Genomic DNA, 25,845 nt, shown 5'->3' on the forward strand with positions numbered 1-25,845 from the left:
GTCCAGGACTCGAGCTTTATCTCGCCTCGCACACCAAAAGCGCCGACAATCCTGCCCAGCAGGATGCGGCGCTCAGTATCTTTCATCTGTATATGCCGACGGGCCGCGCCAGGCGCGGCCCTTCAGGATCAGGCCGCAGCGGCCTGGGCCTTGGTCGCTTCCTTGTACAGGTTGCGAACCTTGTCGGTCAGCTGGGCGCCGTTGGCAACCCATGCGTCGACCTTCGGGATATCCAGCACGATGCGGGCTTCGGCGCCCTGGGCAACCGGGTTGTAGTAACCCACGCGCTCGATGTTGCGGCCGTCACGCGCGCTGCGCGAGTCGGTCACGATGATGTGGTAGAACGGACGCTTCTTGGCGCCGCCGCGGGTCAGTCGGATCTTGACCATGGTGTTGCTTCCTCTATTGCCCAGTCGCCAGGATGGCGCGGTAAGCCGGCGATTATAGCGGCCGGTCCGGGGCATTCCAAGCCCAGCGGGGGCCGCGAACCTGAATGGGACCCCGCGTAGCGACACGCCATGCGTGTCCCACGGAAACCTGCCTCGTTCGAGATCGTGCGGGACACGCATGGCGTGTCTCTACAGGGCCGTCCACGCTTGGGCAGCAAGGATTTCGCCTGTGCGCCTCGCCAGCGCCTCCGACTCGGCAAACCGGTACCCATCAATGCCCGCGATCGGCCAGACGCCGGTGGCGTTGAGGCCTATCGCCGCATCAAACCCGCCCAGCTGCTCCAGGCTCACCGCCTCAAGTGTCGGCGCCCCACCCCACCCCGCCTGCAGCAGGCGCTCATGGGTGCCGCGCAGTGCCGATGCCTGCGGCCAGACCACCTCGCCGTTGCGCGCGAAGGCCACGTTCCAGGTGGTGCCTTCGCTGACCAGCCCGTGCGCATCCACGAACAGCGCATCGTCGAAACCAGCCTGCAGCGCCTGGCGGCGGTGCTGGAACAGCGCGAAGGTGCCTACATGTTTCAGGTGCGGCAGCTCGCGCTGGTAGTGCACGCTGCACACGCGTCGCGGTGATGAAGGTGCCGATGCCGGTGGCGCCACCGCGACCAGCACATCCACCGGTACCGGCTGCAGCGGCTGGCGGAAATCGAACGCGCGGGAAAACACCGTTACCCGCAGCGAGGCGTCGGCCACACCTTCAGCCTGCAGCGCCGCCTGCATCCAGGCCTGCACCTGGGTGCCGTCCAGCGTGCTGCCAAACAGTTCGTCGGTACCCTGGCGCAAGCGCCGCAGGTGCAGGTCCAGCCCCTGCACCGCACCGCCGCGCACCTGCAGCGAGGTGAAGTGACCGTAGTTGACCAGCGCGCCGGCCAGTTCGTCGGCGCTGGCACGGTGGCCGTTGCAGTACACGCTCATCCCAGCAATCCGCGTGCGTCGGCCCACAGCGCCTGCAGCACTTCGGCCGCCGGCTTGTCGGGCGCCATCCAGGCCGATTGCCCGGCCCACGCCTGCATTGCGTCGATGCGGTGTTCGCGGTTGGCCTGGGCACGCATCGGCGCGGTCAGGCCGCGCTGCACCGGGTACGGGCGCGGCGGTGGCGCGGCTGGGTCAGCGGCCGCCCGCACATAAGGTGTCGCCAAGCCACGGCCAAGCCGGCCGCTGAAGGCGCGGGTCGGCCAGGTGTCTTCCGGTTCGGCGGCGGCCAGCGCCTGCGACCAGGCCGGGTCGATCGCGCATTCGGGCGTGCGCAGGAACGCGGTACCGATCTGCACCGCGCTGGCACCCAGCATCAGCGCGGCGGCGATGCCGCGCCCGTCGGCGATGCCGCCTGCGGCGATCACCGGCACCTGCAGGCGGTCGGCCAAGCGCGGCACCAACGCGAACAGCCCGACCAGCTGGCGCTCGGCGGCCGCCGGGTCGAACGCACCGCGATGCCCACCGGCCTCGAAGCCCTGCGCCACTACCGCATCGGCACCGGCTGCTTCGGCGGCCAGCGCTTCGGCCAAGGTGGTGGCGCACGCGAACCAGGCGATGCCGGCGTCTTTCAGGCGCTGCACCTGGGCGGCGCTGAAGACGCCCATGATGGTGGAGGCGACTGCAGGTTTCGCCGCGATCAGTGCGTCGAACTGCGCATCGAAATCGGCGGGGCCGGCGTCGGCGGCTTCTGCCGGCACTTCCGGGCCCCATTGCGCGAGGAACGTGCGGGTGGCGGTTTCTGCGCTGGCGTCGCGCTCGGGGGCAGGATCAGGTATCCACACGTTGACCTGCGCCGGGCCGGTGGACTGGGCGCGGAAGGCGTCCATCCACGCCACGATGTCCTGCGCCTGCGAGAGGACCGCGCCCATGGCGCCCATGCTGCCTGCGTTGGCAAGTGCCGCCGACAGGGTTACCGGGCATGCGCCGGCCATGGGGGCGAGCAGGATCGGGGACTGCAATGAAAAACGCCGACAGAAGTTGTCGGCGCGTTCGAGGATTCGCGGGTCGGTCATGCGGGGCGCACCTTGGGGGTCGACCTTTACAGTCTACGCCGGGTGTCCCGTGGACACGCATGGCGTGTCCGTACGCATTATCGCCGCATGGCTCGGGCTCAGCGGAACGGGAGGCCGCCGCGGCCGCCCATGGCACCCATCATGCCCTTCATGCTGCGCATCATGCCCTTCATGCCGCCGCCGGCCATCTTGCTCATCATCTTTTCCATCTGCTGATACTGCTTCATCAGCTTGTTGACGTCGGCCGGGGTCAGGCCGGAACCGCGCGCGATGCGGGCACGGCGCGAGCCGTTGAGCAGGCCCGGGTTGCGGCGCTCCTTCTTGGTCATCGAATTGATGATGGCGATCATGCGCGGCACTTCCTTGCCCTGGCTGACCTGCTGCTTGAGGTGCTCGGGGATCTGGCCCAGGCCCGGCAGCTTGTCCATCAGGCCGCCGATGCCGCCCATGTTCTGCATCTGCTCCAGCTGGTCGCGCATGTCGTTCAGGTCGAACTTCTTGCCCTTGGCGACCTTTTCGGCCAGCTTCTGCGCCTTGTCCTTGTCGACCTGCTGCTCGACCTGCTCCACCAGCGACAGCACGTCGCCCATGTCCAGGATGCGGCTGGCGATACGGTCCGGGTGGAACACGTCCAGGCCGTCCGGCTTTTCGCTGACACCAACGAACTTGATCGGCTTGCCGGTGATGTAGCGCACGCTCAGCGCGGCACCGCCACGGGCGTCACCGTCGGTCTTGGTCAGCACCACGCCGGTCAGCGGCAGCGCTTCGCCGAAGGCCTTGGCGGTGTTGGCCGCGTCCTGGCCGGTCATGGCATCGACCACGAACAGGGTTTCAGCCGGGTTCACCGCCGCGTGCAGGGCCTTGATCTCGGCCATCATCGCTTCGTCGATGGCCAGGCGGCCGGCGGTATCGACCAGCAGCACGTCCACGAACGACTTGCGCGCATCATCGATGGCCGCGCGCACGATGGCTTCGGGCTTCTGGTCGGCGCTGGACGGGAAGAACAGCACGCCCACCTGGTCGGCCAGGGTCTTCAGCTGCTCGATCGCGGCCGGACGGTAGACGTCGGCCGACACCACCATCACCTTCTTCTTGCGCTTTTCCTTCAGGTGCTTGGCCAGCTTGCCCACCGTGGTGGTCTTGCCCGCACCCTGCAGGCCCGCCATCAGGATGATGGCCGGGGCCGGCACATTGAGGTTCAGGTCGGAGGCGGCCGAGCCCATCACGGCGGTCAGCTCGTCGCGCACGACCTTGATCAGCGCCTGGCCAGGGGTCAGCGACTTGAGCACTTCCTGGCCGACCGCGCGCACCTTGATGCGCTCGACCAGGGCCTGCACGACCGGCAGGGCGACGTCGGCTTCCAGCAGCGCGATGCGGACTTCGCGGGTGGCCTCGCGGATGTTTTCCTCGGTGAGGCGACCGCGGCCACGCAGCCGCTCGATGGTGCCGGAGAGGCGCTGGGTCAGGGACTCGAACATGGAGGCAACCTGTTCAGAACGAAAGACAAAGAGACGCACAGTATAGCGGGTCCGCCGCACTCCCCCGACGGCCCGGGGGTATGCGAAACTGACACGATGACAATCGTTCTCATCGCGACCCTGCTGTACCTGGCTGCCACCGCCCTGCTGGTGCGCGCGGTGGTGCGCGATGACGCCAACCGCTCGCCCACCTGGCTGTGGCCGGCGGTGCCGGCGATGGTCCTGCACGGCAGCTACCACGCGCTGGTGGCCCTGCACACCAGCGGCGGGCCGGACATGCACTTCTTCGCGGCGCTGTCGCTGGTCGGGCTGGGCATGGCCTGGCTGACCTCGCTGGTGGCCGCGCGCGGGCGCATGGCCGCGCTGGGCGTGCTGGTGTTCCCGATGGCCGCAGCGGTGCTGTGCGTCTACCACGGCTACGGGCACGCACCGAGCCGGCCGCTGGGCTGGCAGCTGGCCACCCACGCCTGGATGGCATTGCTGGCCTACGCCACCCTGAGCGTGGCCGCGCTGCTGGCGATCATGCTGTGGCTGCAGGAACGCGCCCTGCGCCGCCGCGATTTCCGCCCGTGGCTGCGCGCCCTGCCGCCGCTGGCGGACCTGGAATCGCTGTTGTTCCGGGTGATCGCGGTGGGCTTTGCCCTGCTCACGCTGACCCTGGTGACCGGGGTGCTGTTCGTCGACGACCTGCTGGCGCAGAAGCTGGTGCACAAGACCGTGCTGAGCGTGCTGTCGTGGATCGTGTTCGGCACGTTGCTGATCGGCCGCCGCCGCTACGGCTGGCGCGGCGCCAAGGCGGTGCACTGGACGCTGACCGCGATGGCGCTGCTGCTGCTGGCGTTCTTCGGCAGCCAGTTCGTGATCGAACTGGTGTTCGGGCATACCCGGTAAGCGCGTACCGACCAACGGTCGGTACCTACCCGTTTCGCTAGATCGCGTCGATGGCTTCTGACAGGCGCTCTACGGCGATGACCTCCATGCCCTTCACGCTGCCTGTCTTGGGCGCGTTTGCCTTGGGCACGATGGCGCGCTTGAAGCCGTGGGTGGCCGCTTCGCGCAGGCGGTCCTCGCCGTTCGGCACCGGGCGGATCTCGCCGGACAGGCCGACTTCGCCGAAGGCAATCGTCTTCTCCGCCAGCGGCCGGTCCTGCAGCGAGGACAACACCGCCAGCAGTACCGGCAGGTCCACGGCGGTTTCCTGCACGCGGATACCGCCCACCACGTTCACGAACACGTCTTGGTCGCCCACCAGCACGCCACCGTGACGGTGCAGCACCGCCAGCAGCATCGCCAGGCGGTTCTGCTCCAGGCCCACCGCCACCCGGCGCGGGTTCGACAGCGGTGAGGCATCCACCAGCGCCTGCACTTCCACCAGCAGCGGCCGGGTGCCTTCGCGGGTGACCATCACGCAGCTGCCCGGCTGGCGGGTGCTGCCGCCGGACAGGAAGATCGCCGACGGATTGGACACTTCCTTCAGCCCCTTCTCGCCCATCGCGAACACGCCCAGCTCGTTCACCGCACCGAAGCGGTTCTTGAACGCGCGCAGCAGGCGGAAGCGGCTGCCGCTCTCGCCTTCGAAATACAGCACTGCATCCACCATGTGCTCGAGCACGCGCGGGCCGGCAATGCCGCCTTCCTTGGTTACATGCCCCACCAGGAACACGGCCGTGCCGGTTTCCTTGGCAAAGCGCACCAGCCGCGCCGCGCTCTCGCGCACCTGGCTGACCGAGCCCGGGGCGGCGGTCAGCGATTCGGTCCACAGCGTCTGCACCGAATCGGCCACGATCAGCTTCGGCCGCGCCGCGCTGGCGTGCTGCAGGATCGCTTCCACCTGGGTTTCGGCCAGTGCATTGACGTTGTCCAGCGGCAGGTCCAGCCGCACCGCGCGGCCGGCCACCTGCGAAAGCGATTCCTCGCCGGTGATGTACAGCACCGGCAGCGTGGCGGCCATCTTCGCCACCGCCTGCAGCAGCAGGGTCGATTTGCCGATGCCCGGGTCACCGCCCACCAGCACCACCGCGCCTTCGACCAGGCCGCCACCCAGCACGCGATCGAACTCGCCGATGCCGGTGCTTACCCGCAGGTGCTCGGTCTGCTGCACGTCCTTGAGCGCCATGATCTTCGGCGCATCGACCTTGCCGGCCCAGCCCGAGCGACGCGCGGCCGGCGACTTCGTTGCCGCAGCGCTTTCCAGCGTGATCTCGCTCAGCACGTTCCAGGCGCCGCACTCGGTGCACTGCCCCTGCCACTTGCTGTATTCCGCGCCGCATTCGGTGCACACGTAGGCGGTAAGCCGCTTGGCCATGTCAAATCCAATTCATCGTCTGTCGGGCAGGATAGCCGAGCCGCGTCGCAGCAACCGAGACGCGCGCCCGACCGCCGGCTGAACGCCTCCGCTCAACCTTGCCCCGCCCCGGCCGATACCGTGGCGGGCGCCCGCGCCTTTCCCTTCCCCATGTTCCCCCAGGCTTTTCCATGACCGGCACCTACAGCCAGAGTCTCGTCGTTTTCTCGCTGTTGGTTGCCATCCTCGCCTCGTACACCGCGTTGGACATGGCCGGCCGGCTGGCCAGTACCGAAGGCCGTGTGGCCCGCTGGTGGCTGGCCGGTGGCGCTGCCGCCATGGGCCTGGGCATCTGGTCCATGCACTTCGTGGGCATGCTGGCCTTCCACCTGCCGATCCCGGTCGGTTACGACCTCGCCATTACCCTGTACTCGCTGGCCGCGTCGGTCGGCGCATCGGCATATGCGCTGTGGCTGGTGTCGCGCCCGGAACTGCCGTGGCCGCGCCTGGTGGCCGGCGCCGTGCTGATGGGCCTGGGCATCGCCTGCATGCATTACCTGGGCATGGCCGCGATGCGGATGGAGCCCGGTATCGAGTACGACCCGCTGTGGTTCGGCGCCTCGCTGTTGATCGCCATCGTCGCCGCCGGCGCCGCCTTGTGGATCGCCTTCCGGCTGCGCAGCCAGCAGCGCCATACCGGGCTGCTGCGCGGGCTGGCCTCGCTGGTGATGGGCCTGGCCATCGTGGGCATGCATTACACCGGCATGGCCGCCGCCAACTTCCCGGAAGGCAGCATCTGCGGCGCCGTGTACGCCAACGGCCTGGATACCAAGTGGCTGGCGGTGCTGGTCATCGTCACCACCCTGGCCACGCTGGGCATCGCGCTGATCGCCTCGCTGTTCGACCGCCAGATGCGTACCCGCACCGGCCTGCTGGCCGATTCGCTGGCCCAGGCCAACGAGAAGCTGCTGCAGGCCGCGCTGCACGACCCGCTCACCCAGCTGCCCAACCGCATGCTGCTGCAGGACCGCATCGAGCAGACCATCGAGAAGGCCAAGCGCCGCAACTTCAGCTTCGCGGTGATGTTCTGCGACCTGGATGGCTTCAAGGCCATCAACGATGCCTACGGCCACCAGCTGGGCGACAAGCTGCTGATCGAAGTGAGCCAGCGCGTGAGCGGGTTGCTGCGCGGGCAGGACACCTTCGCGCGGCTGGGCGGCGATGAGTTCGTCATCGTGTTCCAGCTGGATGTGCCCGAAGATGCCGCCGTGGTGGCCGAGCGCATCATCGCCTGCGTGGGCGAGCCGTTCGAGATCGATGGGCATGACCTGCACGTCACCTCCAGCCTGGGCATCGCGATGTACCCCACCGATGCCACCACCGAACGCGACCTGATGGCGCACGCCGATGCGGCCATGTACCACACCAAGGATTCGGGGCGGAACGGCTATACGTTCTTCACCGAGTCGATGCACGTCAGCGCCAACCGCCAGCTCAAGCTGCTGCAGGAACTGCGCCGCGCGGTGCAGCGCGATGAGATGGTGCTGCACTACCAGCCCAAGTTCCGCGCCGATGGCGGCGGGGTGATCGGCGCCGAAGCGCTGGTGCGCTGGCAGCACCCTGGGCTGGGGCTGCTGGGGCCGGACACGTTCATTCCCATTGCCGAACGCAGCGGGTTGATCCTGCCGCTGGGCGACTGGGTGCTGGACCAGGCCTGCGCGCAGCTGCGGCAGTGGCATGACGCCGGGCATGTGACGTGGTCGATGGCGGTGAACCTGTCGCCGTTGCAGTTCGCCTCGACCACGCTGCTGGAAACGGTGAAGCGCACGCTGGAGAGGCACGGCCTGGCGCCGCACCACCTCACCCTGGAAGTGACGGAAACCACGGCCATGCAGGATGTGGAAGCCAGCCTGCAGATCCTGCATGGGCTGACCGCGATGGGGGTGAACATCTCCATCGATGATTTCGGCACCGGCTATTCCAGCCTGCTGTACCTCAAGCGCATGCCGGCCACCGAACTGAAGATCGACCGTGCGTTCGTGCGTGACCTGGAAGACAACGCCGAAGATGCGGCGATTGTGTCTTCGATCATCGCGCTGGGGCGTTCGCTGCAGCTGCAGATCGTGGCCGAAGGCGTGGAAACGGCCGGCCAGCGCGATTACCTCAACGCCATGGGCTGCGACCTCCTTCAGGGCTACCACCTGGGCAAGCCGGTGGCCGCCGACGAGTTCCTGCGCAACGCCGCGTAACCCCACAACCCAACGCCGACCCAAACAAAAAGGCCGCCCCTTGGGGCGGCCTTTCTGCATGCATGCGGTCGGTGGACCTCAATGCATCATGTGCACGTTCATGTTGTGCATTACCCACAGCGTGCCGGCGACGATGATGCCGATCACCACGACGGTGAAGGCCGCCGCGCTGACGTTCCAGCGCTGTTCCGACGAGCGGTTCAGGTGCAGGAAGAAGATCAGGTGCACGAAGATCTGCAGGATGGCCGCCACCACGATGATGACGCCCGTGGTGAAGACCGGCAGGCCGCCCTTCATCACCGCCCAGAAGGGAATGATGGTGAGCACCGCAGCCAACAGGAAACCAACCAGGTAGGACTTGACGCTGCCGTGGCTTTCGCCGGCGGCGCCATGACCGTGGTCGTGTGCGTGATTGTCATGTGCGGCCATTACAGCGCTCCCTTCAGGTAGACGACGGAGAACACGCCGATCCAGATCAGGTCCAGGAAGTGCCAGAACAGGCTCAGGCACGCCATGCGGGTCTTGTTGGTCGGGGTCAGGCCGTTCTGCTTGATCTGGATGAACATGATCAGCAGCCACAGCAGGCCGGCACTCACGTGCAGGCCGTGGGTGCCCACCAGCGCGAAGAACGCCGACAGGAACGCACTGTGGTCCGGACCGAAGCCCTCATGGATGAGGTGGTTGAACTCCCACACTTCCATGACCATGAAGCCGAAGCCCAGCAGCCAGGTCAGGCCCAGCCACAGGTACATCTGGCCAACCTTGTGCTTGTGCAGCGCGATCATGCCCAGGCCGAAGGTCAGCGAGGACACCAGCAGCAGCGTGGTTTCCCACGCTACGAAGGTCAGGTCGAACAGGTCCTTCGGACCCGGGCCACCGTTGGTGCCGCCGGCCAGCACGATGTAGGTCGCGAACAGGCTGGCGAAGATGAGGCAGTCGCTCATCAGGTACACCCAGAAACCGAAGACGGTGTTCTCGCCGGTGTCGTGGTGTTCGTGGTCATCATGGCCATGGGCCGCCGCGTGTGCGGCGTGCCCGTGGTTCACGTTGTTGGCGATAGTGCTGCTCATGCCTGCAACTCCGATTTCACCAGACCCTGCGCCTGCAGGTGACGGCGGTGCTCATTTTCGATCCGCTCCACTTCGGCAGCCGGCACGTAGTAATCCACGTCCTTGTCGAAGGTGCGCCAGATGAAGGTGCCGATCATGCCGACCAGGCCAACGATGGCCAGCCACCAGATGTGCCAGATCATCGCGAAGCCGAAGACCAGGCTGAAGGCGCCAATCACCACACCGGTACCGGTGTTGCGCGGCATGTGGATGTCGGTGTACTTGGCCGGGCGTTCCCACGCCTCACCACGCTGCTTGCGCTCCCAGAAGTCGTCCAGCTCGGTGACCTTGGGCAGCGAACCGAAGTTGTAGAACGACGGCGGCGAAGAGGTTTCCCACTCCAGCGTACGGGCATCCCACGGATCGCCGGTCAAATCGGCGGTCTTCTTGCGGTCGCGGATCGACACGGCCACCTGGATGATCTGGCACAGGATGCCGGCACCGATGATGAACGCACCGACCATCGCAATGACCAGCAGCGGCTGGTATTCCGGGTTCGGGTAGCTCTGCATGCGGCGGGTCATGCCCATGAAGCCCAGGATGTACAGCGGCATGAAGGCCACGTAGAAGCCGATGAACCAGCACCAGAACGCGCGCTTGCCCCAGGCCTCGTTGAGGCGGAAGCCGAACATCTTCGGCCACCAGTAGGTGATACCGGCGAACATGCCGAACACCACGCCGCCGATGATGACGTTATGGAAGTGGGCAATCAGGAACAGGCTGTTGTGCAGCACGAAGTCGATGGCCGGGATCGCCAGCATCACGCCGGTCATGCCGCCGATGGTGAAGGTGACCATGAAGCCGATCGTCCACAGCACCGGGCTGGTGAACTGCACGCGGCCGCGGAACATGGTGAACAGCCAGTTGAAGATCTTCACGCCGGTGGGAATGGAGATGATCATCGTCGTGATGCCGAAGAAGGCATTGACGTTGGCACCCGAACCCATGGTGAAGAAGTGGTGCAGCCACACGATGAAGGACAGCACGCCGATGCAGGCCGTGGCGTACACCATGCCCTTGTAGCCGAACAGCGCCTTGCGCGAGAACGTGGCGATCACTTCGGAGAACACGCCGAAGGCCGGCAGCACCAGGATATAGACTTCCGGGTGACCCCAGATCCAGATCAGGTTGATGTACAGCATGGCGTTGCCGCCACCGTCATTGGTGAAGAAGTGCGTGCCCAGGTAACGGTCCAGGGTCAGCAGCACCAGGGTGACGGTCAGCACCGGGAAGGCGGCGATGATCAGCACGTTGGTGACCAGCGCGGTCCAGGTGAACACCGGCATGTGCATCAGCTTCATGCCCGGGGTACGCATCTTCAGGATGGTGATGAAGAAGTTGATACCGCTCAGTGTGGTGCCTAGACCTGCTACCTGCAGGCCCCAGATGTAGTAATCGACACCTACCCCTGGACTGAACTCCTTGCCCGACAACGGCGGGAAGGCCAGCCAGCCGGTCTGCGCGAATTCACCCACGCCCAGCGAGATCATCACCAGGCCCGCGCCCGCCACGAACAGCCAGAAGCTGAGCGAGTTGACGAACGGGAAGGCCACGTCGCGCGCGCCGATCTGCAGCGGCACCACGACGTTCATCAGGCCGGTGATCAGCGGCATCGCCACGAAGAAGATCATGATCACGCCGTGGGCGGTGAAGATCTGGTCGTAGTGGTGCGGCGGCAGGAAGCCTTCGGCACCGCCGGCGGCGGTAGCCTGCTGGACACGCATCATGATGGCGTCGGCGAAGCCGCGCAGCAGCATGACGAAGGCGACGATGAGGTACATCGCGCCGATCTTCTTGTGGTCAACCGAGGTGAACCACTCTTTCCAGAGATAGCCCCACAGCTTGAACTTGGTGATCAGGGCCAGCACGAGCAGGCCACCGATCCCCGCGCCGATCAGCGTGGTGATGATGATCGGGTCGTGCGGGATGTCAGCGAATGTCAGTTTGCCCAACGGATTCATGCTTATTCTCCCGAGCCTGCGTGGCCGGCGTGACCGGCGGCGGCGTGCTCGTCTGCAGTGTGTTCGGCATGGTCGGCCGGCATGTCATGGGCACCGGCCGGCATCTCGTGGCCTTCGTGGCTTTCGCCCTCGGCGCCGTGCGACATGCCCTTGTGATCCATGGCCTTGTGGTCCATGCCGTAGTGCTGGTTGTCACCCATGTGGCGGGCAACGACCCAGTCGAACAGACCGGTTTCGGTGGTACCGAAGTAGGTCACCGGGTGCCAGTCGTGGTTCTTGTCGGCCACCAGCGCGCCAAAGGCGGCCTGGTCCATCGGGGTGCTCTGCGCACGCACCTTGGCCAGCCATGCCTGGTATTCGGCTTCGGTCACCGAGTTGGCGTCGAAATGCATCTTGCTGAAGCCCGCGCCGCTGTAGTGCGAGGACATGCCCGGGAAGGTGCCGGTCTCGTTGGCGATCAGATGGAGCTTGGTCTCCATGCCGGTCATCGAGTAGATCATGCTGCCCAGGTGCGGGATGAAGAAGGCATTCATCACCGAATCGGACGTGATCTTGAAGTTCAGCGGGGTGTTCACCGGGAAGGTGATTTCGTTGACCGTCGCGATGTTCTCTTCCGGGTAGATGAACAACCACTTCCAGTCCAGCGAAATGGCTTCAATCACCACCGGCTTGGTATCGGACTCCAGCGGACGGTACGGATCCAGCGAGTGCGAAGACCGCCAGGTCAGCACGGCCAGCACCAGCACGATCATGCAGGGGATCGACCAGACGACCACTTCGATCGCGGTGGAGTGCGACCACTTCGGCTCGTAACGGGCCTTGGTGTTGGAGGCACGGTACTTCCAGGCGAAGGCGAGGGTCATGATGATGACCGGCACGACGACCAGCAGCATCAGCACGGTGGCCGTGATCAGAAGGGTCTTCTGATCGTGGCCGACCTGGCCCTTCGGGGCCAGAATGGCCGAGCTGCAGCCCGTCATGAACACGGACAACGCGAACAGCAGGCCCGGGCGCAGCCAGCGCCCAAGGGATTTCAACGGAATCATCGGTCGATCCAATTGCGTAGGGAATGCCTTCTCAAGCGCGCCCCTCCGGCCAAAGCCGGGTGTACCGGTCCCAAGGGGGCGGCACGGAGGACGTTCATGTCAGCCCCCTAATTTTATGCCGTCACGCACCATTTAAGAAAGGCATTGACAATGATCTGGCGCAGGAAAGGCCCGGAAACGGCTGCGACACGTTGTCGCACTGCGCGCAGACCGCCCGGATCAGCACAGCCGGAGCATCATGTATAGACATGAATCGTTCACAGCCGGGTCGTGGGCCGGCCCCTGCCCGGCTCCGCCGGCCAGGCCCCCACCTCATCCTCGACAGGCTGGCGGGTAGGGTCGGTTCCCAAACGACCGCCGTTGCACCACCCACACCCGGTGACGCATGAAAACCGATCGAAACCGCTCTTGATCCCACCCGCCCCACGCGCCACTCGCGCCCACCGGACCGATTACGACGCCCCGAACCACCCTCCAAACCAAATGATGCACGTCGGCGAACAACATTTTTTGTGCCCTGGCTCACACACGAACGCCGCATTTCCCGCATTTCCGTGCCACACCCGACAACCAGTAGATACAGCCAACTGAAATCGCAAACCCAACAGACACAATCGATTTCGCTTCCTCGTCGTACGCGGGCAAGGTTCTCCCCGGAGCTCAAAACTCCGGTGAGCCAAAATTGAGGATGTCCCATGTCGGGAGGGTGGCTAATACAAGACCCCTCACGGGGGAATACACCCGCCGTCTGGCTTGCACGGTTTTGACCTCCCGACGCCCTCGCCCTGACCGGCGAGGGCCATTCCCTGTTGGAGGAGCGAAGATGAAACCCAAACCCGTCCAGTGGCCCGAAGACGAAGAAGAAGTCATCCTGCTGTTGCCCCGCTGCGCACCCAGCTACACCCCCAGCTACCACCACAACGTACGTGCCGTGCCCCAGCTGGGCGAGGATGACCGCGACCACTTCGGCCCCTACCCCATGGTCACCCTGCGCGGCGCCTGGCTGCGCAAGTTTGGCTTCGAGGTGGGCGTCCACGTACGAATCGAAGCCACGCCCGGCCAGATTCTCCTGCGCCCGCTGTGGAACGACGATCCTCCTGTCCGTGAGAATGTCGAGAAGCCCGTCGTGCGCTATGTCGAAGTGGAAGATCGGTAACCTGTGACTAATTGACAGCCACCAGATACTGACCTAGCGTCCGAGCTGCCGTTCCCGCGTCCAGACATCAGGAAGTCTCAATGAACGTAACGTTGATTGGCAACTCACTATTGATTGGAACGATTCTGCTGGCCTCAATTCCGGGTGCAGCCACTGCGGCCGCACCGGTTGAACAGACCTCGCTCGCAGCAACGCAGGTTTCAACGGACGTGGACAAGGCGTCCTTTGTCGAGCGGCTTACCACGACCTTCCAGACGATGGCCGCCTCGGAATCCACCGAGGCGCGTGCCGCAGGCATCCAGTATCTGGACGCCATCAAGCAGCCGGGCATTACTGGCCTTATCGAGCAGTTCTCCTACCCGCCGAAAACCACGGATGCGCGGTGGCAGCCGGGATCTACCCGGGCAAGCCAGTGGTGCGGAAAGAGCAGTGGCTACCTCCGCGTCTACCAGGTAACGGAGAAGTACATGGAAACCACGCGAAACGGCAGTTCACGCTCCTGGGTACCGGTGCAGAACAGCGCGACGATGGTTGCTACGTGTCCCGACAAGCTGGCCTGAGCCCTGCGGGGCCAGCCTAGGCAGCCACCACCCTGTTCTGGCATTCCGCCCCGTTGGCGAAATCGCACAGGTTGCGCAGGGTGATGCTGCAGATCTCCTGCAACGCTTCCACGGTAAAGAAGCCCTGGTGCCCGGTGACCAGTACATTCGGGAAGGTCATCAGGCGCTGGAAGAGATCATCATCGATGATCTCGCCGGACAGATCCTGGAAGAACAGCGCGCTTTCCTGCTCGTACACATCAATGGCCAGGTGGCCAAGATGCCGCGACTTCAGCGCGCGCACCACCGCATCGGTATTGACCAGCGCGCCGCGCGAGGTATTGACCAGCATCGCGCCGGGCTTCATCAGCCCCAGCGATTCCTCGTTGATGAGGTGATGGGTCTGCGGGGTGAGAGGGCAATGCAGGGAGACGATATCCGAGCGGGCCAGCAGCGTTTCCAGCGATACGCTTTCGCCGAAGGCATCGAATGCCGGTGACGGGTACGGGTCGAAGCCCAGCACCGTGCAGCCCATGCCATGCAGAATGCGCGCCGTGGCCAGCCCGATCTTGCCGGTGCCCACGATGCCCGCCGTCTTGCCATGCAGCGTGCGGCCCAGCAGCCCATCGAGCATGAAGTTGCCCTCGCGCACCCGGTTGTAGGCGCGGTGGGTCTGCCGGTTGAGCGTCATGATCAGCGCCAGCGCGTGCTCCGCCACGGCCTCGGGCGAATATGCCGGCACCCGGGCGACGAACAGGCCCAGCTTCTCGGCGGTGGCGATATCCACGTTGTTGAAACCGGCACAGCGCAGCAGCACCGCACGCACGCCGAGCGCACGCAGGGCATTTAGAACTGGCGCATCCAGCCGGTCGTTGACGAACACGCAGACCGCATCGAAGCCTTGGGCCAGCCCCACCGTGGAGGCGTCCAGCGCCACATCGAAATAGGCGAACTCGAAGCCCTGCCCCGAATGGTCGCGCGCATTGGCCTCCTCAAGGAAGCGGCGGTCGTAAGGACGGGCGCTGAAGACGGCGGTTTTCATGGGGGAGCCTCTGCGGGTACGCCCAGACAGTAACCCGATGGCTGGCGTAGCATCAAACCGGCCATTGAAGCGCCCCCGCCTGCCCCCACTGCTGTATTACCGCCCTTGGGAAGCCCCCCGATGCCGAAGATCTCCAGAGCCAAGCTGCTGGCCGCCGCCACCACAGTGCTGGTCCTGCTGCTCGCCTGCAATCTTGAGCTGCTGCCGCTAGCGCTATTAGTGGACACCATCGGGCTGGACGTCCTGGCGTTGTTGCTGGGCGCGCAACTGGTGGCCGTGCTGCCATGGTTGCGGGCGCATATTGCTGGAGGGATGAGTATTGTCCGCCTTGGGGCAGGGGCAGCACTCACAGGCTTCATGGGCGGCTATCTTCGGTGCCTATGGATGGAACTTAGCTGTCGCACCGCCCTGATGCGCTGGCAGAATGCATTCTTGCACCGTCAATCTCAGGCATGAACAAGATGACCGCCTACTTTGCTCCCGATACCAACTTCTTCCTTCAATGCCTAAGGCTCGAGAACATTGACTGGACAGCAGTTACATCTGACACCTCTATCGTCCTAATTGTTGTAAAGGAAGTGCAGCGAGAGATTGATCGACACAAAAGTGGCGGAAACGCCAGAAGGGCCAAGCGCGCACGTGAGGTGTCTGCCGCGTTGCGCGAGGCTATCAGAGCCAGATCCGACGAGTATCTCGTAACCGCCGGCTCACACACGGTGTCCGTTCGAATAGCCCCACGTCTCCCACAAAATCGACTGAGACCCGAGGAGCTTGACCTAACGACCGCAGACGAACGCATCGTTGAGGAAGCACTTGCCTGCAGCCGTGCACTTGGAGTCGATATATCACTGCTAACTGATGACATGACGCCGCTTCTAGCTGCTCGTGACATCGGAATAGGTGCGATAGCAGTACCCGATATATGGTTGCTACCACCTGAGCCGACAGACACAGAAAAGCAGCTCCGGCAACTGCAGAGCCAAGTCGAACACTTGATGGGAAGAGGCCCCTTGCTGAAGGTCGAAGTTCTCCATCAACAATCGACCATTACGCGCTTCGACGGAGCTCTCATTCGCCACAGAGAGCTTTCACCCGATTTCATTGATCGCGCAGTTGAGGCTGTACTATCGGCCTTCCCCATGGAGGGAACCGAGAAGCACGCTTACGTGTCGTATTTCGGTTTTGCGGAGTATCGAGATGACTATCAGGAGTGGGAACTAGAACTTCGAAGGCGGATCGAGTCGCTTCCGGGTTATTTTAATACCTTGACGCCACCCACCGTGCTAACACTCAGGCTCACCAACGAAGGGGTTAGCAGCGCTGACCACGTTGTTGTCGACATCTCCACAGGCGGAAACATCTGCCTGGCCAACCAAGCGCCGATCAAGAATACCCCCCAAAACGCCTCTTCAATATTCCGGAAGCCACCGGCGTTCCAAAACGTAGCACCTCTTCACGCCCTGCCATCGAATGCGGCACGGAGCCTCGGAGCCGAACCAGTGTTTCCAATTTCGGTTCCGACTCCAAAACGCGAATTCAGGTGGTCAGCCATTGACGGTGACCGGTTTAGCCAGCACATACAGGGGGAATGCGATGATTTTCGCCACGTCTTGGACCCGCATATCAAGGAACTACAGATTGAAGGTTTTCCTGGAGATACCGACAGACTCGCCGGCGCACTGAGGATCCGCATCTCCGCAAGGAACGTCGCGATGCCGGTCGAGTCACTAGTCCCAATCCGAATGCAGGTTTCGTTCCAAGATTCGGAGCGGTCAGCAGCCGAATTAATAGGGCGCGAGCTAGGAGTCGTGATGTAAGTCGGCTCAGGAATATCAGCGCGGCGGTTGGTAGTTACTCCTACATCCCGCAACGAACCTCCAGATAGCTCTTGCTCCTCAAAAATACCTTAGTTCTGCGCGCCGCCCGGCGCACATCAAGGCGCGCGATCCGGGGTAGGATTAGATGGAGCGCGGGCCAACCCTTCTACAAACATGACTTCAGCCAAGATCCAACATTACGTGCCGAAGTTCCTGCTCCGAAATTTTGGGACGGGCAAGAAGGACCAGCTCTGGGCCTTCGATAAGACTTCGGGACGCAGCTTCCAGACGAACGCTAAGAACGTCGCCAGCGAAGCGCGCTTCTACGATTTTGTGGTCGAGGGTGCTGACTTGTCCCTTGAGCACGGGCTTTCGAGGATTGAGTCCCAAGCAAAGTCAGTCATCGATCGGATGCTCCATCACGACAGCGTGAATGCAATACCGCCAGAAGAACGTGCCCTGCTAGCTGCGTTCCTGGCCATTCAGTTCGTGAGGACGAGAGCATTTCGAATGCAATGGCAAGACATGCATCGACTGCTTCAAGAAAAGCTCGAGTCGACAGGAAATCGTGTGGCTCCAGGCTCCCAAGCTGAAGCGCTAATTCAGCCCCAGACCGACAACGAAATAAAGATCGACACCGCGCGAGTACTGCTGAAAGCGCCTGCAGATTTTGGCCCTCATTTTTTAGACAAATTCTGGTTTCTCGCAAAGACCACGCGATCCCACCCGTTCATGATTGGCGACAACCCCATCGCTTTACAGAATCACATCGACATGGCGCCATACGGCAACCTTGGGCTTTGCGTCAAGGGTATCGAGATCTACTTCCCCCTCTCCTCGACACGCGCCCTAGCAATGTGGTGTCCGTCGTTGGCTCAAGAAGTTACTGAAGCGGCTGAAACGCTTCGATCTCTGCCTAGCTACCTTAGGGCAAGTGTGGTTCGCGATCCGGAATGGATTCTCACGATGGATCAGACCCTGCGTCAAGGCACATCGCTTCCATACAATCCAGATCATGTTATCAATTTCAATTCACTCCAGATAAGCCGCAGCGAACGCTATGTCTTTTCCTCGACGGGCGACTTCTCGCTCGCTGATAGGATGATTGCGAATCATCCGACCCTAAAGAGCGGACCGCGATTTACAGCATGAGTCAACCAGTGAGCACTCCCCGGCGCAAGAGGGAGACCCAGCAGCAAAGTGAACAGGGTTTCCAAGCCCGCATATTGGCGCCGGCACTGATAATTGGACCGCTAGCGCCAACGATCCATACTCTGGCTGGACTAGGTCACCAGCCCAGTCCGAATGCTGGCGCACGACCTACCCCCTCAGCGACACCAAATCTACACGCGCGCGCATTGCAGACTACGCGCAGTCGTCGTCAGCAGAACACCGTCCATCTGAGCAACTTGCGCAACTGCGGCCAAAACTATAAAGGGACTTTCGCAACATGCCTGGCACCGTGCCCGTCCTCCGATGCTCTTACCTGCTAAGATCGGCCGAAAATCGCCACTATTTGCCGCCACCGTGATATCAACCACAGCTACTCCACTTGAGTTCTCCAAGTCCAAGATCGACCGGATCGGCGACAGACTCCGCGAAGAGGAGATCAGCGTCGACGCACTCCGTGATTTGGAGGCGTATCGATCACAATTTTCTCAGGCTTATGCCGAGGTCGAGCACATCGTAAGGGATACGCTTGGGCACGCCATTACGGGACGGCCTTCCAAATCGACTGTAGCAATTATTGAGAAGCTGAGGAGGCAGAAAACCCGACTTTCTCAGATACAGGACATCGCAGGCTGCAGAACCATCGTCAACAATTTAATTGAACAAGACTCCCTCACAAATGCTCTGAGCGTCATGCTTGGGGACGCAATAATCGACGACAAGCGATCCAACCCCACCAACAACTATCGCGCAGTTCATATAATTGCAAAAAGACACGGAAAGATAATCGAGGTTCAGATTCGAACCAAAGCCCAGCATTTTTGGGCGGAGTTATCAGAGAAGCTGGCGGACACTTACGGCCAAGATCTCAAGTATGGAAAGGGCAATGAGAAGGCCCTCCAAGTATTAAAGGAACTGTCAGTACAGATCCGGAAATTAGAACAGCTACATGCCCAAAAGATATCGACCTCCCGGGTACGATCGGGAAGCACTGCATCTCGAAGAACGGCAAAGCGCCAAGCCAGCTTGATCGACACGCAGATCCGTCATATCTTCTACGGCATAAATCAAAATCTCTCCGCCCTCCAGTACTCTGAAGCAGACGAATAATGATCTTCCTGATTCATTACGACCGGAAAAATAGAAAACTGTCTTCACTCAGCCAGTTTGAAACACGTGAAGATGCCGCAAGCGCAAAGCTCCAGATTGAGATCGAAACTCTGAGTTCTGCGCTGAATCAGGAAGTAGTAGTCTTGGAGGCTGAGAGCGAAGATAGTCTCCGAAGGACCCATCAACGATATTTCAACACGCTTGGCAAACTTCGCGACACCGAAGGCTCTACGTTCTCAGAGAAAGCCTCCTCAATTAAGTTCTGGATGATTACCGAGACGAACAATACTTGGAATGTGAAGGCCGAAGGCATGCCAAGTAGTACATACGCATCGAAAGAACAGGCTGTCGCTGCCGCGAGCCTAGACGCAAAGTCATGGACAAGTTCTACCGGACGGTCATCGGGCTACAGGGTCCGAGCGGCCGACCTAACCTTTACAGAGGAAATCGTGTTCCATTCAAAGTAATTAATATTGCGCCCGGCGCTCTTACTTCTCGGGCGATCAAGCGCATGATGTTTTAGAGGCCCCGTTAATACAAGATCATAATTCGAATTTCCTGGCGAAGACCTCTATTTCAGACCACATGTTTGAACCCGACTTGGAATTACGCCGAGCACACACAGAAAAAAGCGCCGACCAAGGCCGGGGCCTTTGCTGGAACTGGTGCAGGAAATAGAATCGAACCTACGACCTACGCATTACGAAAGCACGGTTTACCGCAACGGCAGGGGTCTCAGCCTTTACCTCCCGGTGGTCTAAATTTCAGGCAGAAAAAGGCCAAACCGTCACTGACGCTGGGTCAGGAGGGGATTTGGCTCTGTTGGCTGGGATGCTATGTAAGGTGAACTTGCCAGTCAACTGCCCCTCTGACTGCAAGGAGCGCAGCATTTTTGACAGGTCAAACGCGACGTAGCGCGTTTGAAGAGGCGCTTTCCGACGTAGCCCCATGGGGTCGAAACACCCAAAACAAAAAGCCCCGACCAAGGCCGGGGCTTTTGCTGAAACTGGTGCCGGAAATAGGAATCGAACCTACGACCTACGCATTACGAATGCGCCGCTCTACCAACTGAGCTATTCCGGCTGAGCAGGCAATTCTAAGGGGAGCGGCCGGGCGGGTCAATTGGCGGCCCCGCCGCACCATTTGTTGACGCTCCCGCCCCTACAGTCGGGCTGTTGCCGTCTGGAACCCGCCCATGAACCCACGCCCCCGCTTGGCCGGCCTGCTGCTGGCGTCGTTGCTGTATTCCGCCTCGGCTGCCGCCCAGGCGCCCGCCCAAGCCCCACAGCCGCCGGACCAGCAATGGCAGCCCCTGTTCCAGCAGGTGCAGCGCGCCCACCTGTTCAAGGACCAGAAGACGTTCGCCGATGCGGTGCCGGCTCTGGATGCCGACGCGCTATTGGCCGAATGGGGCCAGACCCAGGCGCAGCCCGGCTACACCCTGCCCGCCTTCGTGGCCACGCACTTCACTGTTCCCACGGAGTTAGCCGCCTACGTGCCACCTACCGGGGAAACCCTGCGCGCGCATATCGAGGGGCTGTGGCCGGTGCTGACCCGGACCACTGACACCGTGGACCCGCGCGGTTCGCTGCTGCCGCTGCCCAAGCCGTATGTGGTGCCGGGCGGGCGCTTCCGAGAGGTGTACTACTGGGACAGCTACTTCACCCTGCTCGGCCTGGCCTCCAGCGGGCGCTGGCAGCAGGTGCGCGACATGGTGGACAACTTTGCCTGGCAGCTGGACCAGTACGGGCATATCCCCAATGGCAACCGCAGCTATTACCTGAGCCGGTCGCAGCCGCCGTTCTTCAGCTTGATGGTGGATCTGCTGGCTACGCATGAAGGGGATGACGCGTATCGCCGGTATCTGCCGCAGCTGCGCACCGAGCATGCGTTCTGGATGCGTGGGGCGGAAGGGTTGGCGCCGGGTGCGGCCAGTGAGCGTGTGGTGCGGATGAACGATGGCAGCCTGCTCAACCGCTACTGGGATGCGTGGGCCGTGCCGCGTACCGAGTCGTGGACGGATGATCTGGCGACGGCCGCCACGGTGCCGGATCGGGCGCCGTCGCAGGTGTATCGCGATCTGCGGGCCGGGGCGGAATCGGGGTGGGATTTCAGTTCGCGATGGCTGGTGCATCCGGCGGAGCTGGGGAGCATCCACACCACGGAAATCGTGCCGGTGGATCTGAACAGCCTGCTGTTCCACCTGGAGACGACGATTGCGCGGGCGAGTCGTGCGGCGGGGGAACGTTCTGTGGCGCGGGATTTCGCGCGGAAGGCGGAACAGCGCAAGCAGGCAATCAACGCGCTGCTGTGGGATGAGCGGCAGGGGTGGTATGCGGATCGGGATCTGGAGCGTGGTACGCCCCGCCCTGCGCTTACGGCTGCGGCGCTGTTTCCGTTGTGGTTGGAGGTGGCGAGCCCGGTGCAGGCGCGGCGTACGGCCGAAGCGGTGGAGACGCAGTTGGTGCGTGCGGGTGGGTTGTTGACCACCACCGAGATCACCGGGCAGCAATGGGATGCGCCGAATGGGTGGGCGCCGTTGCAGTGGGTGGCGGTGGATGGGTTGCAGCGGTACCGGCAGGATGCGTTGGCGCGGCAGATTGGGGTGCGGTTTTTGCGGACGGTGCAGACGGTGTATGACCGTGAGGGGAAGTTGGTGGAGAAGTATGTGGTGGATGGGTCGGCTGGGGGTGGTGGTGGCGGTGAGTACCCGTTGCAGGATGGGTTTGGGTGGAGCAATGGGGTGGCGTTGGCGTTGTTGGATCGGTTGTGTGCGGAAGGGAAGCGGTGTGAGTCGGCGGGGGATGTTGGGCAGTGAGCCGCGCCGCCGACGCGATTACCGAACCGAGCGGGCTATGCAGTATTGCGCTGCGTAGTAGGTGCTTAGTACGCAAAGCGACGCGGCTGGGAGGCCGCCGCCGAAGCGGTCCCAGGCTAGTACGGAGTCGCTGATGACGAAGAGGACTGCGCCGGTTGCGGCCCAGCGGGCGCTCGTGGGTGCGGAGGGGGTTGCTGCGTTGTTCGTCCACGCGCGCGCCAGGGCGAGTGTGGCCATCAGGGCGAGTACTGCTACGTAAACCACTACCGGGATGCGCAGGTCGCTGGGGAGAAGGGGCCATAGGCCGGCCAGGTTGATGCCGGCGAATACTGCGAGCAATGCGGCTGCGCACAGCAGGCCCCGCCCTGCCCTGAAGCCTGCGCGGAAGGCGACGATGTAGCAGAGGTGTGCGAGCAGGAAGGCGATCAGGCCCGGCACGAAGGCATCGAACGGGAGCATCAGGGCGATGTCGCCGATGCAGGAAAACGCCATGCCGAGCAGGATCGCGCGGCGGTAGCCGGGCGGTGCAGCATGGGCGCGCCAGACGATGGCGGCGATGAGAAGCGTGGCCAGCGGCTTGGCGATCCAGTGCAGCCAGCGGCCGTCGCCATCCAGCGACGCGCCGATGATGGCGGCCACCGCCGCCAGCAGAATCGGCACGTCGCGGCGCAGGTTCATCGCGCCTTCCACAACTCGGCCAGGCGGTCGGGCTTGCCGGCGATGCGCTGCAGCGAGGGGTACTGCAGGCCGCCGTGGTAATCGAGCTTGATGGTGTCGATGCGGTCGAAGTTGCGTACCAGCAGGGTAAGCGGCGCCTTGTCGGTCTTGGCGGCGGCCACGGCGTCCTTCAGGTCTTCGCCCTTGAACACGCGGCCGTTGAGCGCCAGCACGCTCATGCCCGGCGCCAGGCCGGCGTTGAAGGCGGGGCTGTCCCACAGCACGTCGGTGATGGCGCCGCCGTCGGTGACGGCCACGCCCAGCGAGTACAGCAGGTTGGTGTTCTTGGCGCGGGTTTCCTGCGCCTTGTAGGCATCGTTCGGGGTGTCGGTGTAGACCAGCTTCCAGCCGGCTGCTTCCAGGCCGCCGGTGAGCGGGCCGTGGCCGTCCAGGCGCTCGCGCAGGAAGCCCGCCCAGTCGTACGGGGCGATGCCGTTCAAGGTGCTGACCACTTCATCGAACGTATACGGGTTCACGTTCCAGTCGCCGTCGTGCATGCCGAAGAAGGCCTTGGCGAAATCATCGATGCTGCGCTTGTTGCCGGTCAAGGCGCGCAGTTTGCCTTCCACGTCCAGCCATACCATCTGCCCGCCGGAGTAGTAGTCCTCGCTCATCTGGTAGTTGCGGAACGCCAGGGCGCGGCGCTGGGCGATGGTGGGGTCGTTGGTGGTGTCCTGCAGGTTGCGCCAGGCCAGGCCGGGGCGGCCTCGGTCGTAGGTGGCGGCGACGTTCGCCAACATGTCGCGGGTCTGGTCGGTGCTCCACAGGCCCGAGCGCGCGGCCAGCACGTGGCCCCAGAACTGGGTCTGGCCTTCGTACAGCCACAGCAGGCTGTCGCCCATGGGCACGTTGAAGTTGGCGGTGGTCAGGTCGGCGCCCCGGCGGTACTTGCCGTTCCAGGAGTGGTTGAATTCGTGCGGCAGCAGGTCGCGGCCGAGCCAGGTCTTGTCCCAGTCGGTGAAGTAGCCGGTGTCGCCGCTGTTTTCGCTGGAGCGCTGGTGCTCCAGGCCGATCCCGCCAAGCTTGCTGGTGAGGGCGAGCAGGAATTCGTAGCGGTCGAAGTGGCGCGCGCCGTAGAGCTTGTACATCTGCTGCACCAATGCACGATGCGCCTGCAGCTGTTCGGGCTTGGCGACCAGCGATTTGGCATCGTCGGCGAACACGTTGAGGTGCACGGGCACCTTGGCGCCGGGGTCGAGGTCGAACTGCTGGTAGTGGCGGCCGGCGAACAGCGGCGAGTCCACCAGGTGGTCGTAGCTGATCGGCTTGAATACCACGGTGTCGCCGTCGCGGCGCTCGGTGTCCAGCGCGGTGGCGTAGGCCCAGCCCGGCGGCAGGGTGACGCTGGCCTGGGCCTGGATGTTGCGGGTGATCACGCCGGCCGGGTACAGCGAGTTGGCGTTCCACTGCAGGTTGAGCATTTCCGGGGTCATGACCACGCGGCCCTGCCCTGCGCCCTGCGAGGAGAGGAAGTTGAAGTTGGCGACGACCTCAGTGGCGCCTTGCGGGACGTCCACGGTGAAGGCGTATACGTTGTACGGGTCGCGCTTCCAGGCCAGCGGTTTGCCGTTGGCGGTGACGACGAGGCCGGCGAGTTTGTCGATGGGGCCGCTGGGGGAATGCGCGCCGGGCAGCCATTGCGGGTACAGCAGGGTCAGCGGGCCCGGTTGGGCCGGCACGGTGGCCTTGACCTTGAAGATGCGGCGGCCGATGTCGCGTGCGTCCACGTCGATGCGCAGGGTGCCCGGGAAGGCGACGTCCTGCGGCGGTGGCGTCTGCGCGTGGGCACCGGCGGCGGTGGCGGCGAGAAGCACGGAGAGGACGGCGGCACGCAGTTTCATCGAGGGGGATTCCGGCATTCGAATTGATCGATGCTAGACCTCGAAGATGCACAGCCCCATGGCCAAAGGTCATGCCTTCGCGGCGTGAATCAGGAGATGAGGCGCAGCCTCAGCTCCTTCGGCAGTGCGAATACCATCGATTCGGGTTCGCCTTCGAGTTCGCCCACGCCGGTGGCACCCAGCTCCTTCAACCGCTCGATCACGCCATCCACCAGCACCTGCGGCGCGGAGGCGCCGGCGGTGAGGCCGATGTGCTTCTTGCCCAGCACCCAAGCCGGGTCGATCTCGTCGGCGCCGTCGATCAGGTACGACTCCACGCCATCGCGGCGTGCCAGTTCGCTGAGGCGGTTGGAGTTGGAGCTGTTCGGCGAGCCCACCACCAGCACCAGGTCGCAGCGCTTGGCCAGGTCGCGCACGGCATCCTGGCGGTTCTGGGTGGCGTAGCAGATGTCGTCGTTCTTCGGGCCCTGCATGGCCGGGAAGCGGGTGCGCAGGGCTTCGATGATGCCGCGGGTGTCATCCACCGACAGCGTGGTCTGGGTGGTGTAGGCGAAGTTTTCCGGCTGGTCCAGCACCAGGGTGGCAACGTCTTCGACGTCTTCCACCAGGTAGATGGTGCCGGTGCCGCGTTCGCGGCTCCACTGGCCCATGGTGCCCTCCACTTCCGGGTGCCCGGCGTGGCCGATCAGCACCACGTCGCGGCCGGCACGGCAGTGCCGCGCCACTTCCAGGTGGACCTTGGTCACCAGCGGGCAGGTAGCGTCGAACACCTTCAGCCCGCGCCGCTCGGCTTCCTGGCGCACGGCCTGGGAAACGCCGTGGGCGCTGAAGATGACGGTGTTGCCATCGGGCACTTCGTCGAGTTCTTCAACGAAGATGGCGCCCCGGCGCTTGAGGTCATCGACCACGAAACGGTTGTGCACGACCTCGTGGCGCACGTAGATCGGCGCACCCAGGGTCTCGATCGCGCGCTTGACGATCTCGATCGCACGATCGACACCGGCACAGAAACCACGCGGATTGGCGAGCAACACATCCATCGGTCAGATACTCCGGCCGGCCGGGGCCGGTTGA

Annotated in this window: 23 protein-coding genes, 1 tRNA gene and 1 pseudogene; 10 read left to right on the top strand and 15 right to left on the bottom strand. The window is 63.5% G+C overall.

The genetic code is table 11. The features are described from left to right. From QMX79_RS07645 to ffh, 5 genes and pseudogenes are all read right to left on the bottom strand, one after another. Nucleotides 1–86, bottom strand: a pseudogene (locus QMX79_RS07645) (ribosome maturation factor RimM); the annotation flags it as partial. A 42-nt stretch (nt 87–128) separates the two neighbouring features. Next, nucleotides 129–389 carry a 30S ribosomal protein S16 gene (gene rpsP / locus QMX79_RS07650; protein WP_068850278.1) on the bottom strand — a complete coding sequence of 87 codons (261 nt, stop codon included), beginning with the start codon at nt 387–389 and terminating at the stop codon, nt 129–131. 189 nt (nt 390–578) lie between these two features. After that, entirely contained in the window at nt 579–1,361 is a 783-nt protein-coding gene (locus QMX79_RS07655) for an aminotransferase class IV (RefSeq protein WP_282245971.1), read from the bottom strand. Continuing rightward, nucleotides 1,358–2,434, bottom strand: coding sequence for a nitronate monooxygenase (locus QMX79_RS07660; protein ID WP_282245973.1), 1,077 nt, complete (start codon nt 2,432–2,434; stop codon nt 1,358–1,360). The genes QMX79_RS07655 and QMX79_RS07660 overlap by 4 nt, the downstream gene beginning before the upstream one ends. 98 nt (nt 2,435–2,532) lie before the next feature. Beyond that, the gene (ffh, locus tag QMX79_RS07665; protein WP_282245975.1) at nt 2,533–3,912 is read right to left on the bottom strand and encodes a signal recognition particle protein; all 1,380 of its coding nucleotides are present in this window, start codon (nt 3,910–3,912) and stop codon (nt 2,533–2,535) included. 96 nt (nt 3,913–4,008) lie between these two features. Between ffh and ccsA the strand changes: the two genes are divergently transcribed. After that, entirely contained in the window at nt 4,009–4,803 is a 795-nt protein-coding gene (ccsA, locus tag QMX79_RS07670; RefSeq protein ID WP_282245977.1) for a cytochrome c biogenesis protein CcsA, read from the top strand. 37 nt (nt 4,804–4,840) lie between these two features. On the opposite strand, the gene radA is transcribed toward ccsA, so the two are convergent. Further along, nucleotides 4,841–6,217: a DNA repair protein RadA gene (gene radA, locus QMX79_RS07675; RefSeq protein WP_282245979.1), complete on the bottom strand. Its 1,377-nt coding sequence runs from the start codon at nt 6,215–6,217 to the stop codon at nt 4,841–4,843. 170 nt (nt 6,218–6,387) lie between these two features. Here radA and QMX79_RS07680 point away from each other — a divergent pair, with 170 nt between their 5' ends. After that, nucleotides 6,388–8,445 (top strand): bifunctional diguanylate cyclase/phosphodiesterase, encoded by a 2,058-nt coding sequence (locus QMX79_RS07680; RefSeq protein WP_282245981.1) that lies wholly within the window; start codon nt 6,388–6,390, stop codon nt 8,443–8,445. A 78-nt stretch (nt 8,446–8,523) separates the two neighbouring features. Here the strand turns inward: QMX79_RS07680 and cyoD are convergent, their stop codons facing one another. From cyoD to cyoA, 4 genes are read right to left on the bottom strand one after another with little or no spacing between them, the layout of a single operon-like run. Next, nucleotides 8,524–8,874: a cytochrome o ubiquinol oxidase subunit IV gene (gene cyoD, locus QMX79_RS07685; protein WP_282245983.1), complete on the bottom strand. Its 351-nt coding sequence runs from the start codon at nt 8,872–8,874 to the stop codon at nt 8,524–8,526. Next, nucleotides 8,874–9,515, bottom strand: a complete 642-nt coding sequence (gene cyoC / locus QMX79_RS07690; RefSeq protein WP_068850257.1) for a cytochrome o ubiquinol oxidase subunit III — start codon at nt 9,513–9,515, stop codon at nt 8,874–8,876. The genes cyoD and cyoC overlap by 1 nt, the downstream gene beginning before the upstream one ends. Further along, entirely contained in the window at nt 9,512–11,515 is a 2,004-nt protein-coding gene (gene cyoB, locus QMX79_RS07695) for a cytochrome o ubiquinol oxidase subunit I (RefSeq protein ID WP_282245986.1), read from the bottom strand. Before cyoB ends, cyoC begins: the two co-directional genes overlap by 4 nt. A 2-nt stretch (nt 11,516–11,517) precedes the next feature. Next, on the bottom strand, nt 11,518–12,561 hold the full coding sequence (cyoA, locus tag QMX79_RS07700; protein ID WP_282245988.1) for a ubiquinol oxidase subunit II: 1,044 nt from the start codon (nt 12,559–12,561) through the stop codon (nt 11,518–11,520). An 823-nt stretch (nt 12,562–13,384) separates the two neighbouring features. Here cyoA and QMX79_RS07705 point away from each other — a divergent pair. Continuing rightward, on the top strand, nt 13,385–13,717 hold the full coding sequence (locus QMX79_RS07705) for a SymE family type I addiction module toxin (protein WP_282245990.1): 333 nt from the start codon (nt 13,385–13,387) through the stop codon (nt 13,715–13,717). An 80-nt stretch (nt 13,718–13,797) separates the two neighbouring features. After that, nucleotides 13,798–14,277, top strand: a complete 480-nt coding sequence (locus tag QMX79_RS07710) for a hypothetical protein (protein ID WP_282245992.1) — start codon at nt 13,798–13,800, stop codon at nt 14,275–14,277. A 16-nt stretch (nt 14,278–14,293) separates the two neighbouring features. Here the strand turns inward: QMX79_RS07710 and QMX79_RS07715 are convergent, their stop codons facing one another. Then, nucleotides 14,294–15,298 (bottom strand): 2-hydroxyacid dehydrogenase, encoded by a 1,005-nt coding sequence (locus tag QMX79_RS07715; protein ID WP_282245993.1) that lies wholly within the window; start codon nt 15,296–15,298, stop codon nt 14,294–14,296. A 120-nt stretch (nt 15,299–15,418) separates the two neighbouring features. Between QMX79_RS07715 and QMX79_RS07720 the strand changes: the two genes are divergently transcribed. The 5 genes from QMX79_RS07720 to QMX79_RS07740 all read left to right on the top strand — a co-directional run bounded on the left by QMX79_RS07720 (nt 15,419) and on the right by QMX79_RS07740 (nt 19,862). Continuing rightward, entirely contained in the window at nt 15,419–15,754 is a 336-nt protein-coding gene (locus QMX79_RS07720; protein ID WP_282245994.1) for a hypothetical protein, read from the top strand. Continuing rightward, complete coding sequence (locus tag QMX79_RS07725; protein ID WP_282245996.1) at nt 15,751–17,115, top strand: PIN domain-containing protein; 1,365 nt, start codon at nt 15,751–15,753, stop codon at nt 17,113–17,115. The genes QMX79_RS07720 and QMX79_RS07725 overlap by 4 nt, the downstream gene beginning before the upstream one ends. A 174-nt stretch (nt 17,116–17,289) precedes the next feature. Next, the gene (locus tag QMX79_RS07730; protein ID WP_282245997.1) at nt 17,290–18,267 is read left to right on the top strand and encodes a DUF4238 domain-containing protein; all 978 of its coding nucleotides are present in this window, start codon (nt 17,290–17,292) and stop codon (nt 18,265–18,267) included. A gap of 324 nt (nt 18,268–18,591) precedes the next feature. Continuing rightward, complete coding sequence (locus QMX79_RS07735) at nt 18,592–19,395, top strand: hypothetical protein (RefSeq protein ID WP_282246000.1); 804 nt, start codon at nt 18,592–18,594, stop codon at nt 19,393–19,395. Then, entirely contained in the window at nt 19,395–19,862 is a 468-nt protein-coding gene (locus tag QMX79_RS07740) for a hypothetical protein (protein ID WP_282246002.1), read from the top strand. The genes QMX79_RS07735 and QMX79_RS07740 overlap by 1 nt, the downstream gene beginning before the upstream one ends. A gap of 540 nt (nt 19,863–20,402) precedes the next feature. On the opposite strand, the gene QMX79_RS07745 is transcribed toward QMX79_RS07740, so the two are convergent. Next, nucleotides 20,403–20,478: transfer RNA gene (locus tag QMX79_RS07745), tRNA-Thr, on the bottom strand. A 112-nt stretch (nt 20,479–20,590) separates the two neighbouring features. Here QMX79_RS07745 and treA point away from each other — a divergent pair. Beyond that, on the top strand, nt 20,591–22,213 hold the full coding sequence (treA, locus tag QMX79_RS07750; protein WP_282246004.1) for an alpha,alpha-trehalase TreA: 1,623 nt from the start codon (nt 20,591–20,593) through the stop codon (nt 22,211–22,213). 18 nt (nt 22,214–22,231) lie between these two features. Here the strand turns inward: treA and QMX79_RS07755 are convergent, their stop codons facing one another. From QMX79_RS07755 to ispH, 3 genes are all read right to left on the bottom strand, one after another. Continuing rightward, nucleotides 22,232–22,891, bottom strand: coding sequence for a lysoplasmalogenase (locus QMX79_RS07755; RefSeq protein WP_282246006.1), 660 nt, complete (start codon nt 22,889–22,891; stop codon nt 22,232–22,234). After that, the gene (locus QMX79_RS07760; protein WP_282246008.1) at nt 22,888–24,771 is read right to left on the bottom strand and encodes a peptidase M61; all 1,884 of its coding nucleotides are present in this window, start codon (nt 24,769–24,771) and stop codon (nt 22,888–22,890) included. The genes QMX79_RS07755 and QMX79_RS07760 overlap by 4 nt, the downstream gene beginning before the upstream one ends. An 89-nt stretch (nt 24,772–24,860) precedes the next feature. Beyond that, entirely contained in the window at nt 24,861–25,811 is a 951-nt protein-coding gene (gene ispH, locus QMX79_RS07765; protein ID WP_282246010.1) for a 4-hydroxy-3-methylbut-2-enyl diphosphate reductase, read from the bottom strand. Nucleotides 25,812–25,845: the final 34 nt, after the last annotated feature.

Source organism: Stenotrophomonas sp. PS02300, assembly GCF_029959395.1.
GTDB lineage: Bacteria > Pseudomonadota > Gammaproteobacteria > Xanthomonadales > Xanthomonadaceae > Stenotrophomonas > Stenotrophomonas maltophilia_AD.